This window comes from Enterococcus sp. AZ040 (assembly GCF_050499185.1).
Classification (GTDB): Bacteria; Bacillota; Bacilli; order Lactobacillales; family Enterococcaceae; genus Enterococcus_D; species Enterococcus_D entomosocium.
Genome location: NZ_JBMHEW010000001.1, coordinates 1,345,222 through 1,358,514, shown reverse-complemented (window position 1 = coordinate 1,358,514; position 13,293 = coordinate 1,345,222). Strand labels below are relative to the sequence as shown.

General features: G+C 42.9%; 14 protein-coding genes. 4 read left to right on the top strand and 10 right to left on the bottom strand.

Annotation, left to right across the window (positions count from 1 at the left end):
- Positions 1-8: 8 nt before the first annotated feature.
- The 10 genes from IGK63_RS06280 to dnaX all read right to left on the bottom strand — a co-directional run bounded on the left by IGK63_RS06280 (position 9) and on the right by dnaX (position 8,174).
- The gene (locus tag IGK63_RS06280) at positions 9-1,226 is read right to left on the bottom strand and encodes an ammonium transporter (RefSeq protein ID WP_005236611.1); all 1,218 of its coding nucleotides are present in this window, start codon (positions 1,224-1,226) and stop codon (positions 9-11) included.
- Between the two features lie 171 nt (positions 1,227-1,397).
- Entirely contained in the window at positions 1,398-2,258 is an 861-nt protein-coding gene (rsmI, locus tag IGK63_RS06275; protein WP_005236618.1) for a 16S rRNA (cytidine(1402)-2'-O)-methyltransferase, read from the bottom strand.
- 74 nt (positions 2,259-2,332) lie between these two features.
- Entirely contained in the window at positions 2,333-2,680 is a 348-nt protein-coding gene (locus IGK63_RS06270) for a DNA replication initiation control protein YabA (protein WP_077452675.1), read from the bottom strand.
- A gap of 19 nt (positions 2,681-2,699) precedes the next feature.
- Positions 2,700-3,500, bottom strand: coding sequence for a PSP1 domain-containing protein (locus IGK63_RS06265; RefSeq protein ID WP_005236620.1), 801 nt, complete (start codon positions 3,498-3,500; stop codon positions 2,700-2,702).
- A 29-nt stretch (positions 3,501-3,529) separates the two neighbouring features.
- Positions 3,530-4,462: a DNA polymerase III subunit delta' gene (holB, locus tag IGK63_RS06260; RefSeq protein ID WP_005236622.1), complete on the bottom strand. Its 933-nt coding sequence runs from the start codon at positions 4,460-4,462 to the stop codon at positions 3,530-3,532.
- A gap of 14 nt (positions 4,463-4,476) precedes the next feature.
- Complete coding sequence (locus tag IGK63_RS06255; protein WP_005229817.1) at positions 4,477-4,806, bottom strand: cyclic-di-AMP receptor; 330 nt, start codon at positions 4,804-4,806, stop codon at positions 4,477-4,479.
- Between the two features lie 32 nt (positions 4,807-4,838).
- Entirely contained in the window at positions 4,839-5,486 is a 648-nt protein-coding gene (gene tmk / locus IGK63_RS06250) for a dTMP kinase (protein ID WP_005229815.1), read from the bottom strand.
- A 20-nt stretch (positions 5,487-5,506) separates the two neighbouring features.
- On the bottom strand, positions 5,507-6,103 hold the full coding sequence (gene recR / locus IGK63_RS06245) for a recombination mediator RecR (protein ID WP_005229813.1): 597 nt from the start codon (positions 6,101-6,103) through the stop codon (positions 5,507-5,509).
- A gap of 14 nt (positions 6,104-6,117) precedes the next feature.
- Positions 6,118-6,432, bottom strand: a complete 315-nt coding sequence (locus IGK63_RS06240; RefSeq protein ID WP_005236633.1) for a YbaB/EbfC family nucleoid-associated protein — start codon at positions 6,430-6,432, stop codon at positions 6,118-6,120.
- Between the two features lie 20 nt (positions 6,433-6,452).
- A complete protein-coding gene (gene dnaX, locus IGK63_RS06235) occupies positions 6,453-8,174 on the bottom strand; it encodes a DNA polymerase III subunit gamma/tau (protein WP_016613273.1) in 1,722 nt (573 codons plus the stop codon).
- A gap of 283 nt (positions 8,175-8,457) precedes the next feature.
- Between dnaX and IGK63_RS06230 the strand changes: the two genes are divergently transcribed.
- The 4 genes from IGK63_RS06230 (at position 8,458) to IGK63_RS06215 (ending at position 13,291) form a co-directional block, all read left to right on the top strand.
- Positions 8,458-9,687 carry an SPFH domain-containing protein gene (locus IGK63_RS06230; protein WP_016613272.1) on the top strand — a complete coding sequence of 410 codons (1,230 nt, stop codon included), beginning with the start codon at positions 8,458-8,460 and terminating at the stop codon, positions 9,685-9,687.
- A gap of 16 nt (positions 9,688-9,703) precedes the next feature.
- Positions 9,704-10,825, top strand: coding sequence for a hypothetical protein (locus IGK63_RS06225; protein WP_008381609.1), 1,122 nt, complete (start codon positions 9,704-9,706; stop codon positions 10,823-10,825).
- A complete protein-coding gene (locus IGK63_RS06220) occupies positions 10,822-11,643 on the top strand; it encodes a TPM domain-containing protein (protein ID WP_005236637.1) in 822 nt (273 codons plus the stop codon). Before IGK63_RS06225 ends, IGK63_RS06220 begins: the two co-directional genes overlap by 4 nt.
- Before the next feature lie 97 nt (positions 11,644-11,740).
- Positions 11,741-13,291, top strand: a complete 1,551-nt coding sequence (locus tag IGK63_RS06215) for an ATP-binding cassette domain-containing protein (protein WP_016613270.1) — start codon at positions 11,741-11,743, stop codon at positions 13,289-13,291.
- The last annotated feature ends 2 nt before the right edge of the window (positions 13,292-13,293 follow it).

The window sequence follows — 13,293 nt, the reverse complement described above, 5'->3', positions numbered from 1 at the left end:
CTCCACTCTTAAGAATCTAACCCCATAAAGGTAGGATAGGCCGTTTCATCATGTTCGATCCGATCCATCCCCACCGCTTCTTCTTGCTGAGATACGCGAATCGGCATCACCCATTTAATCAAGGTAATTATGACAAAGGATAGGATACCAGCGAACAAAATCGTAAATACGATACTTTCGGCTTGTGCGATAAAAAGATCAACACCGCCATAAAGCAATCCTGAATGTCCACCAACAGCGGGATCGGCAAAGATCCCGGTCATCAAACCACCGAAGATTCCGCCTACCCCGTGACAACCAAAGGCATCCAATGCATCATCTAACCCTAATCGATGTTTGATGACGGAAATAAAGAAGTAACAAAACGGACTGACTAAAGCGCCAATGATAAAGGAAGACCAAAGGGAGACAAACCCCGCCCCTGGTGTGATGGCAACTAAGCCCACAACTGCACCTGTACAAGCACCGACGATTGTCGGTTTTCCCACGACGATTTTTTCGATCAGCATCCAAGAAAGCATCGCACTGGCTGCTGCTGTATTCGTGGTCATTAGGGCGTGGATCGCTAGACCATCAGCTGCTAACGCAGAGCCAGCATTAAAGCCAAACCAGCCAAACCATAAAAGACCGGCACCTAGTACAACAAAGGGAATATTATGAGGACGATATTCGGTTTGATGAAATTCTCGTCGCTTACCGACAACGATCGCTAAGACTAGGCCACTGATTCCCGAACTGATGTGAACGACATTGCCTCCTGCAAAATCGATCGAGCCGATCGCATCTAAGAAGCCACCGCCCCACACCATATGCGCCATTGGAAAATACACGAAAACCAGCCAGAAGCCAATAAATAGAAAAATAGCAGAGAACCGCATTCTTCCAACGACTGATCCAGTGATAATCGCCGTTGTGATCAAAGCAAACATCATTTGAAAGGCAGCAAACAACCCTTCTGGAATTCCCTCTCCTTCTGACATCGAAACATGATTGAAAAAGACTTTGTCTAAATTGCCAATAAATGATCCTGTCCCGCTAAAGGATAATGTATACCCTAGAGCGACCCAGAGGACGGACGCCAAGCCCATCGTACAAATCACCATCATCATGGTATTGAGGATGTTTTTGCGTCGTTCCAATCCTCCATAAAAAAATGCCAATGCTGGAGTCATTAGAAAAACCATACCGCTACAAATTAAAATAAATGCAATATTCCCTGTATCCATTTTACACGCCTCCCTTTCTATATGTTAGCTATCCTAACACCATATTTTCGAATAATCTAGATTTTTCTGAGAAAAACATGAATTTTCTGAAAATAGCTGACTTTATATGTTAGGTAATATCACATAAGTAAGCGTGTGAACAAAAAAATACCGAGAGAAGTCTCGGTATGATTACTCTTCTATTTGGTGATACGCTTGATAGACAAGCTGTTTCTTTACTTGATTACGTTTAGCCACTTCTTTGATTGCTTCTTTTGAGGACATTTCGGCCTCTTCCATCAAGGCAGCTACTTGTTCTGCGTAACTTCCTTCATAAACAATTTCATGTATTTCAGAAGAGCCTTCCACCAACAGACAGCATTCTCCTTTGATTGGCTGCTGCTCTAAATAGTCGATCAATTCAGAAAAGGTCCCTCGCAAGTATTCTTCATGGATTTTTGTCAATTCTCGGCAAATGACTGCCTGACGTTCACCAAATACCTCTAGCATTGTTTCAATCGTCGCTGCGATTCGATAGGGTGACTCATAAAAAATCATCGTTGCTTTCTGGGTCGCTAATTCACTCAAGGCTTGTTTTTGTTCTTTTTTCTTACGAGGTAAAAAGCCATAAAAAAGATTTGGTTGCGGCGATAAGCCTGAAGCAATCAACGCTGTCAAACCTGCCGTAGGTCCCGGAAGCGCAATCACCGCGATTCCTTCAGCTAGACAGGCCTTGACTAATTCATGCCCCGGATCACTGATGGAGGGCATACCAGCATCGCTGCATTGGGCAATGGTCTTGCCCATCTGCAGCTGTTCTACCAAATGCGGAACTCGCTCTTTATAATTGTGTTCATGTAAGCTTTTTTGCGGTGTCGAGATCTCAAAATGATTCAACAATTTCTGGGTATTGCGAGTATCTTCACTTGCAATCAGGTCCGCTTCTTTTAAAATTTTGACACAACGGACCGTCATATCTTCCAAGTTCCCGATCGGTGTCGGAACAAGATACAGTTTTCCAGTGTCTTGTTTATAACTTTGTTGCTTTTGCATGTGCTGCTCCTTTCGAAAAAAAGACCAGTGGAAACTGATCTTTTTTCTAACGAACCTATTAGACTGTCAGTCAGTTATTTGCCGCTTTCACGATAGATCACTTCTAGACAAAATGCACAAGGTTCATCATGTTCTCTGCGAGAACCGTATAAGTCATAACAAACATGAAATCCTTCTTCGTAAATCTTTTCTAAATTCATTCGTGATTTAGAAAGTTCTTGTTTGACCGATTCAGCGGGTGCATCTGCCACTTGGTTCAACTCACGAATGTGTTCACGTAAGCGTTGATTTTCCAATTCTAATGTCGTATTTTTTTCGACGATTTCTTGCAAAGACTGCTTCATTTCCGCTAGATTATTTAAGGAATTTTGCAACTCCGATTCTAACTGATTCAATCCGTCATATATTGATCGTTTGTCCATGCTCATTATGGTCACCTACTTATTTTGTCACTAGTTCTTCATAATCATATTCGATTGGTGTTTGCCGATCATGCAAACGGACTTTGATCACTCGGCTCAACAGATCCAGCCCAACCACACGTCCTTTGCCATCTGGCGTTTCAACTTCCTTGCCGCGATCCGGCAATTCTTTTTTCGCCCGCTCATATTCTTCACTTTCATACTTAAGACAGCACATCAAACGACCGCATAATCCTGAGATTTTCGCAGGATTCAAGGAAAGTCCTTGATCTTTAGCCATCTTGATGGATACAGGGATAAAATCCCCTAAAAACGTCGCACAGCATAGTTTGCGACCACAGGGCCCAACTCCGCCTAGTGCCTTCGCTTCATCCCTGACACCGATTTGGCGCAGTTCAATCCGGGTATGAAATTCACTTGCCAAGTCTTTGACTAATTCGCGAAAGTCAACACGGCTTTCTGCAGTAAACGAAAAAATCAGTTTTGTCCGCTCAAAGGTATAGGCTACTCGAATCAGTTTCATTGGCAACTGATGTGCGCGGATTTTTTCTTTTCCAATTTTTAACGCTTCATCTGCCGCCTTTTGATTGGCTGCTGCCTGTTCCAAATCTTTCTTCGTCGCCCGACGTAAGATAGGTTTGACTACCTGAGGCAAATCGCTCTCATTCATTTCTCTGCTTTTGGTGACGACTGTGGCAAGACATTTAGCATCTTGTGATTCCACGATGACTTGGTCATTTATAGTATAGGTCTGTTTTTTCGGTGTGTAAAAATAAATCTGGCCTACGTCATGATAACGCACTCCGACAACTTCGATCATCTCTGGTCTCCTTTTCCGGCTGCTGCGTTTTATCCATAGATGATTTTCACGGAAAATTGTTCTGCCACACCTTGGAAAGACACATTGGCTTGCAACTTTTTTTGTGCTTGCAATGCGGCTTCAATGGCACGATTGATCTCTTTTCCCCATAAACCTTGCCCCAACAATCGATCCCGCTCCTCTTGAAAGTAAAATAACAAGAGCAAAAAGATTTCTGATTGCTGATTTTTTTCTTTTGCTAGACCCAATAATTTTTTCTGAACAAAAATAAATGCTTGCGGGTCTTTCTTCAAAAGGTAATTCACCCAACGCTTAACAGCATCCTTAGTTTCATTAAACCATTCATCTTGCGAGATTTCAACTGCTTTATGATAACTATTGGTCAAGTGGCTTAGAAGTCGGCTTGTCTCTTTAGAAAGTCCCTCTTCTTGTAACTTTTCTTGCAGTTTTTCTTTTGACAAAGGAGAGAAATGAATGATCTGACAGCGAGACTGGATGGTTGGCAAAATACGACCAAGGCTCTCCGTTTCTAAGATCGCCAGAAAGTTTCCCACTGGTTCTTCTAAAAACTTTAGTAAACTGTTGGCAGCGCTGTTGTTCATTTTGTCAGCTTGAGACAAAATAAAGATTTTCAAACGGCTTTCAAAGCCGCTTTTTGAGAACTCCTCTTGCAGCTGTCGAATCTGGTCGACTTTGATCATCTGCCCATCAGGTTCAATTTGGATAACGTCAGGATGCTCTCCTTGGGCGATCCGTAGACAATTGCTGCATGCACCACATGGCGCTTCTTCTTGTACATTGGCACAAAAAAGGCGTTTTGCGAGCCATAGACTTAGTTCATGCTTGCCAGTCCCCTTGTCCCCTTCAAAAAGATAAGCATGAGCAATGCGCCCATGCTTGATACTTTTTTTTAGTTGGGCAAAAACAAGAGGCTGGTATTCTTGTAGAAATAACTCCTCCATGAAATGCTCCTTTTTTAATATTGATGGAATCCGTCAACTGGCAGCACGAATACGGTGGCGCCACCGACTTCGACTTCGACTGGATAAGGAACTTGACCATCTAAGGATATATCTAGTGACATCGGTGTCGAGACATATTGCTTTCTTGATTGACAGGTTTTTTTAATCAATTCTAACGCATCTTGCACACGGTCATCTTCAATACCAATGATAAACGTACTATTACCAGCCTTTAAAAAACCACCCGTTGATGACAATTTTGTAGCACGGATATTGGCATCAATAAACTCATTTGCCAAACGATTACTGTCTTTGTCTTGTACGATTGCCATAATTAATTTCATGGGACCATCTCCTTTGTGTTATCCAACCTACCCTAGATTGATTTGAAGTAAGCAGGATACGATTCAACGATTGCTGAATAGCTGGATTCAACAACTTCTTGTAACCCCATTCTAGCATCAATCTTATGAATGCGTACAGGATTTTCTTCCGCTAGCTTTAGATACGCATGACGAACCCGTTGATGAAACTCCAATCCTTCCGAATCTAGTCGGTCATATTGATGTGCACGATTTTCTTGGATGCGACGCAAGCCAGTATCAGAGTCAACATCTAGATACAAGGTAAAATCAGGGGTCGTTCCTTCCGTCGCAAACTCGTTGATCCGTGCGATCTCAGGAATCCCGATGCGACGTCCAGCTCCTTGATAGGCAAGCGAACTGTCAACAAAGCGGTCACAGATCACGATGTGTCCGGCGTTCAATGCCGGCAGGACAACCTCAATCAAGTGTTGGCGGCGTGCCGCTGCATAAAGTAAGGCTTCGGTCCGCTCATCCATTTCTTCATTTCGCGGATCTAAAATAATTTTACGAATTTTTTCAGCGATTTTAACTCCGCCAGGTTCTCTTGTTTTAACGATTTTTCTTGTTGCTTCAAGCTGTAACCGAGGATACAATTCTTCGATCACACTGGTTTTTCCAGCACCATCCGGTCCTTCGATGGTTATAAACAATCCATTCACCCTAATTGCCTCCAATATCTTTATAATTCTCGGCGACCTTCTACTGCTTTTAGCAAGGTCACTTCATCCGCGTATTCAATATCGCTGCCCACAGATAAGCCATGAGCCAAACGCGTGACTTTAATACCGGCAGGCTTGATCAAACGCGACATATACATCGCCGTCGCTTCGCCTTCCGTGGTCGCATTGGTCGCAATGATCACTTCTTTGACCTGATCATCATGCAGCCGCTGTATCAGGGATGCAATGTTGATATCTTCTGGACCTGTCCCTTCCATCGGGGATAACACGCCATGCAGCACATGATAAAGTCCATGATACTCGCGGACTTTTTCTAATGCCATGACATCTTTAGGCTCTTCAACTACTAAAATCGTTTCTTTGTCTCTTGTGGGATCACTGCAGATTTCACAAGGATCTTCTTCCGTTATATTTCCGCAAATACTGCAAAAGTGCAAATCTCGTTTAACACTAAGCAACGATTTAGCAAACTCATTGACGACTTCTTCTTTCATATCAATCGTATAAAATGCCAAACGTGTTGCGGTTTTTTGTCCAATTCCCGGCAGTTTCATGTAACTGTCGATCAATCGGGCGATCGGTTCAGGATATTGCACCGTCATTTCTCCTTTTATAGACCCGGAATGTTTCTTGTATATTTGCCCATTGTTTGTTCCGATTCTTTTTCAATTTTCTTTAATCCGTCATTGATAGCTAAAATGATCATATCTTGCAGCATTTCCACATCGTCAGCATCAACGATTGCTTCATTGATAGCAATGTCTTGTAACGTCTTATCGCCAGTAAAGGTCGCTTTGACATAGCCATTTGTCGATTCGCCGATAAATTCTTTGCTGTTTAGTGCTTCTTGTTCTTTCATCATTTCTTTTTGCATTTTTTGCATTTGTTTCATCATGCCTTGCATATTTCCCATGCCTCGCATCATTATTCATCACTCCATGTTCATTAATTTTCTTCAATGCTGGTTAATTCACCAAATAACTCTTGCGCTTTTGTTACTAAGTCGTCATTTTCTGGTTCGACAGGAGCGGCTTCGGTCTCTTCTTGCTCTACTTCAATTTCTGACTCTTCCGTTGCTTGACCGCCAGCCAAAAACTCTTGTCGTAGCGTCGGCCAACTTTCTTTTGTAATAAAGACAGCCTGTGGGGCGTAGTCTTTGATCATACGGGACAATTGATTATGGATCATCAATTGAAACTCTTGGTCGTTACTTGCTCGCTGACATAAGATCTCATAGTCAAAAGCGATCACGACGCCCGATTCGCTGGCAGCTTTTGCTTCACTGGAGTGCAGCATAGCTCTTTGCGTCACGGAAAGAGACATCAAAAGATCGTCCCAAACATTACGAACATTTGCCAAGTCTTTCTTCGTTGCACTTTTCAGTACTTGGAACACGCGTTCCTTTGGTAAACGGAACGTAGTGGTCGCCTTGGTTTTCTTCACTGGCGCGGTGGTTTCAGCAACGGCACCTGTCGGTCGATTCTCTTGCAGTCGTTGCACCTCTGCCTGAAGTTTTTGCAGTGCTTGACGTAACTGCGCCACTTCTTGACTATTGTCAGATGAATTGCTGGCAACAGCAGCACTTTCTGGATCATTGGCTAATTTGACCACAGCCACTTCCAAATAGATCGTAGGATTGTTCGTAAATCGTACTTCATTTTGCGTATCGTTTAAGACCGTGATCCAGTGATAGATTTTTGATGGCGGGGTAATTTTTGCCAGTGTTTGAAACGCTTCAGTCAACTGCAGAGACTTTTCAGATAGCAGCTGCGGCGCTTGTTGATACATCAGCAAGTCTCGACAATAAACCAACAAGTTTTCCAATAAACGGCGGGCTTCTTTACCAGAGGCTAATAACTCCCGCAAGGTCGCTAACGCATCGGCAACTTCTTTTTCCCCACAAGCCTGCATCAGACGGTCCATCATTTCATAGGACAAGCTGCCCGTCACTTCTAAAGCATCTTGGGTCGTTACGGTTCCATCACTAAAAGCGATCGCCTGGTCGGTGATACTCAAGGCATCCCGCATACCGCCTTCTGCGGCTCGCGCAATGATCTGTAAAGCTTCTGCTTCGTAATTGATCTCGCTAGTAGTAAGGACCGTTTCCAAATGACCCACGATGTCTTGCGTATTGATCCGTTTGAAATCAAATCGTTGGGTTCGGGAAATAATCGTTGCTGGAATCTTATGGGGCTCTGTTGTTGCCAAAATAAAGACAACATTTTTCCGTGGTTCTTCCAATGTTTTTAGTAATGCATTAAATGCGCCTGTTGACAGCATGTGCACTTCATCAATGATATAAACTTTGTATTCTGCTTGGGTCGGTGCATAGTTCGCACGATCACGAATAAAGCGAATTTCTTCTACACCGTTGTTACTTGCCGCATCGATTTCGATCACGTCTTCTTGCGTTCCTGCTGTGATTGAGCGACACATGTCACACTCATTGCAAGGCTCGCCATTGACTTGGTTCGGACAATTGATGGCTTTGGCAAAAATTTTCGCTGCACTTGTTTTCCCGGTTCCTCGAGGGCCCGTAAACAAGTAAGCATGCGAGATTTGATTTTGATCGATTGCATTTTTTAAGGTTTGGGTAATTGCTTTTTGTCCGACAACATCATCAAAACGCTGAGAACGCCAAACACGATATAATGCTTGATAGGCCATAGTTTTCCACACTCATTTCAAAATTCGCTACCTTCTATTATACGTAATATCAGCTAAAAAAACCACCGTTTGCGTGGTGGAATCTCAAAAGAAATGGAAATTTAATTCGAAGAGCCATTCCGCGCGCTTTCACTCACTATATCCTTTTATTCCTCCCTATTTTCAAGAAAAAAGACCATTCCTCTTCTCCAACTTTAGACTGATAACGTAAATCTCACCTCCTATGGTATAATGAATCTACGTTCATCTATTGTGATGAAAACAATTTAAAGGAGGACTGAAAATGGGTATTATCAAAGCGGCAACAAGCGCAATTGGCGGCGGATTAGCAGATCAATGGCTAGAGGTGATCGAGCCTGACAATATGAGCGATTCGACAGTAATGACAAAAGGTGTCAAAGTGCGGCGTAATGACAAACGCGGTTCTAACAGAAAAGGCACGGAAGATGTCATCACTGATGGGTCAGTGATCCATGTCTATCCGAATATGATGATGTTATTGGTTGATGGCGGGCGAATCATCGATTATACCGCTGAAGAAGGCTACTATACCGTCAAAAATGAATTAGCGCCTTCGATGTTGAACGGTTCATTGAAAGATGCGATTTCTGAAACCTTCGACCGCTTTAAGTTTGGCGGCGTTACACCACAAAAACAACAAGTTTTTTATATCAATCTTCAAGAAATCAAAGGAATTCGCTTCGGTACTTCATCGCCTTTGAACTATTTTGACAACTTTTATAACGCAGAACTATTCTTACGGGCGCACGGAAACTATTCCTTACGAATTACCGATCCAATTTTGTTCTATACGAATGCGATCCCAAAAAACAAAAGTCAAGTCGATATCAACGACATCAATGAGCAGTACTTAGCTGAATTTTTGACCGCCCTACAAACAGCGATCAACAAAATGTCCGCTGATGGCGAACGAATTTCTTACGTTCCATCTAAGAGCATGGAATTAAGCAAATATATGGGAACGGTTCTTGATGACAGCTGGCGAGAACTCCGCGGCATGGAAATCGTTTCTGTTGCCGTCGCAAGCATCTCTTATACGGATGATTCCGTAAAACTGATCAACATGCGGAACCAAGGGGCAATGTTAGGCGACCCTTCGATTCGTGAAGGCTATGTTCAAGGTTCGGTTGCTCGTGGTATGGAATCTGCCGGTAGCAATGCCGCTGGGGCTACGACTGGGTTTGTTGGCATGGGCATGGGGATGAACGCTGGCGGCGGTTATTTGAACCAAGCGTCTCAAAACAACCAGCAGCAGATGCAGCAGCAACAGGCTTCCGCACAAAACAGCGCAGATTATTGGGACTGTCCACAATGCGGCACCTCTAATACTGGTAAATTCTGCAGCAATTGCGGGACGCCAAAACCAACGAGCGATGGACCAAGCCTGAAAATGAAATGCAGCGATTGTGGTGAAGTGATCGATTTAGCCAACGGCATTCCAAAATTCTGTCCGAATTGCGGCAAACCTTTCAAAGGTGTCCCAGTAGACTAATTGAGGAGGATTGCTGATGGATGTTATCACACATAAGTGCCCCAATTGTGGGGGCGCTTTAACCTTTGAACCTGGTGATCAAAAATTTCATTGTCCATTTTGTCTGAGTATTTTTACTGAAGACGAAGTCACTGCCTTCGAAGAAAAGCAAAAAGAAGCGCAGATGGCCGATACTCCTGTCTCAGATCCTTCTGCAGCGACCGAGACTGAACCGTCCCTTCAAGAAGAAGTTAGAGAGCAAGCCGATGCACAAGCGGGGCAGATGGACCTTTTCACCTGCCCCAGCTGCGGTGCTGAAATCGTGACGGATGCGACTACAGCCGCAACCTATTGCTACTTTTGCCATAATCCGGTCGTTTTGTCGGGACGGCTTTCAGGAGAATTTTTACCTAACAAAGTCCTCCCTTTTGCCATCGAAAAGGAAGAAGCAACTGCGAAATTCTTAGAATGGGCGCAAAAGAAAAAATTTGTGCCACGGGATTTCTTCGATCAAGCACAAGTAGAGAAATTGACTGGTGTGTACTTCCCTTATTGGGTCGTCGATGCTGAGATGAATGGCTCGCTTTCAGGTATGGGTACCTCTTTGCGTATTTGGCGCGTTGGTGATATTGAATATACTGAGCACAAACAATACGATGTCTTGCGACGAGGAAAAATCAAGGTGAATGAATTGCTCAAGCATGCGCTGTCAAAAAACGTTCAGCAAAAAATGGTGACTGGCGTTCAGCCGTTTCCCCTTGAAAAAGCTGTTAATTTTCGCAGTCAATATTTAGCCGGCTTCCAAGCAGAAAAAAGAGACATTGAATACATTGATCTTTCTGACGAAGTCAAAAACGAATTATCGGGTTATGCTGAAAATCTGCTAGCAGGTACCGTCAATGGCTATACTAGTTTTAAACGCAACAATCGTTCCATCAATCTAACAAAAGAAGAAAACAACTACGTTTTGCTTCCTGTATGGCTAGTGACCTATCGAGCCGATGATGAAAACAAGAGTGCCTTTTATTATGCGATGAATGGGCAAACCGGAAAAGTCAGCGGTGTTTTACCGATTAGTTACAAGCGCTTGGGAATCGTCAGTGGCGCAATTTTCGCGGCAACGACCATCCTCGCATTGATTGGAGCGTATTTCTTATGAAAAAACTATCTTATTTGTTGTTACTGCTGGTTGGTTTTTTCTTAACCGCCCTGCCCGCCTTCGCAGCCGAAGAGACAGTCGCAGACCACGCTGGACTCTTTACCGAACAAGAGATCCAGAAGTTGAACGAAGAAGCAGAAGCGCTGAATGCAAAGATCAAAGGCGAAGTTTTTATTCAAACAACAAACAGCAATACGGGAGATATCGAGTTGTACACTGATCGATATCTTTCAAGACGGATCGGCAACGACAACAACGGTTCGGCATTGGTGATCGATATGGCGCAACGGAAATTTCACGTTTCGACTTCCGGAAATATGATCGATTATCTTACCGATTCACGTCTAGATAAGCTACTTGATGCGGTATTTGACCAGATGGCAGAGGGAAATTATTATCAAGCTGCATTGGTCTATCTGCAAAAAGCAGAGGGTTTTGTGGAAGCAGGTGTTCCTGCCGATCATTATCGTATCGATCGTGATACCGGAAAAATTACTTATTACAAAGTGATAACGCCACTAGAAATTGCTATTTGCTTAGCGATCGCGGCAGTGATCAGTATCGCTTTTTTCATCATTGTTAAATCCCGTTACCAATTAAAAATGGGCGGCTACAAATTTAACTATCTAGAAAAATCAAGTATTGATCTGACCCAAAAAGAAGATCGCTTAGTCAATTCCTTTGTCACAACCAGACGCATCCCCCGTCCTTCGAATAATGGTGGAGGCGGTGGTGGCGGTTTTTCTGGCGGCGGCGGTGGCAGTACGACCCACTCTTCTGGTGGCGGAACATTCGGCGGCGGCGGACGCAGCTTTTAATTTTTCAAGAGTTCCTTTAATCAGGAACTCTTTTTTTGTTGACAATTTTCATAAAAACATCTACTATTTAGGAAATTATAGGAAATGAGTTGATTTTATGTTTGAAATTATTAGAAACAATAAACTTTTTATCAGTTTGAGTAGTTTGCTAGTTTTTTTGACTGTCCTGACAAACCTCGCTTTCCCTTTGCTTCTACAAGAAGATCACGCACTGCGCTTTGATCATCTCGTCGGCTTATTAGCGTTCATATTAAGTATTACTTATTGCGCACAATTCTTATTGATTGTGATGAAAGAGCGCTATGCAGCTTCGATGAATGTTCGCCATCTCTTAGAATTGTTAAAAAAAATGAAAAGGAAGAGTTATGTAGAACTCTCTGAAAAGGAGCCCACTTATCTATTAAACCGCATCTTTGGCGTTGTTGATTCCTTATACTTGTTTATTTGCGGTAGTTTTAGCGAAGCCATTCGCTGCTTTTTCTTATTGCTGATCCCACTTTTTTTGTGTTTCCAATTGCATTATTTACTGGGTTTCATTTTACTATCGCTATTTCCCATCAATGTTTTTGGGTTTCGATGGATCAATCAACAGTTGAGTATTAAGATGAAAAATATGCAAGAAGCATTTGCTCTTAGCAATAAGGAAATGTTAACAACATTGTCCCATATTGATACAATGAAGCAATGGAGTGACGCTGTTCTTGAGCAGCTGTTTTCCTCTCAATTGACATCGATGTATCAAACATTAGCAAACACCAATACTTTTGCCCAAACGACTAGTTTAGTCCTTAATGCGATCAATCAGATCGCCCAGATCGGCGTCTATTTGTTTATGATTCAAGGAATATTACAAGATGAACTGCCAACCTCTGCGTTGATTTTGATTGGCGTGCTATTACCCATTTACTTTTCTGCATTAAGTGGTTTAACGAAAATCAATCTTGATACAGCTACTCTGAGGACCAATCAACGTTTTGTTAACGAAGAATTGGCTGCTCCCGATGACCGCTGGAACCAAACGTGTGAAGCTACTCTGAGTCTTACTTTCGACCACCCTGTCGTATCCATTGGCAACCACAGCTTTTCCTTTCCCATTGAAGAAACCTTGAAACCTGGTGAACATATTTACTTGGCTGGCGCTTCAGGAAAAGGAAAATCAACGTTTTTAAAGGCAATTGCTGGCCTTTATCCATCAGAAGGAATTTCGCTTTCAACGAAGAGTAAACGCATCAAGCCAAGAAACCCTGAAACAGATAAAACCCTCTACCTTGCTCAAGACCCTACGATTCTCTCTCGGACAATTGAAGAAAATCTTGTATGGGGAAGAAAAATGACGGGAGAAGAAAAAACAATTATCGAAACCTCTGGTATTTTAGCGCCCATTTTTCAACAGCGCTCATGGACTAGCAGGCTTGCGGAAAATGGTGCCGACTTGTCTGGAGGAGAAAAGCAAAGAATCGCTCTAGCTCGCATATTATTAAGTGATGCCGAAATCATTCTTTTAGACGAAGCTACCAGCAGCCTTGATGATGAAGCTGCCGAAAAGATTATGAAGTGTTTAAAAAAACATGCAGAAAAACGCATGATCATCTATACTAGTCATAAGAAAGAGGAGCAACGCTTTTGTGATCGTACAATCGCTTTGTAGGA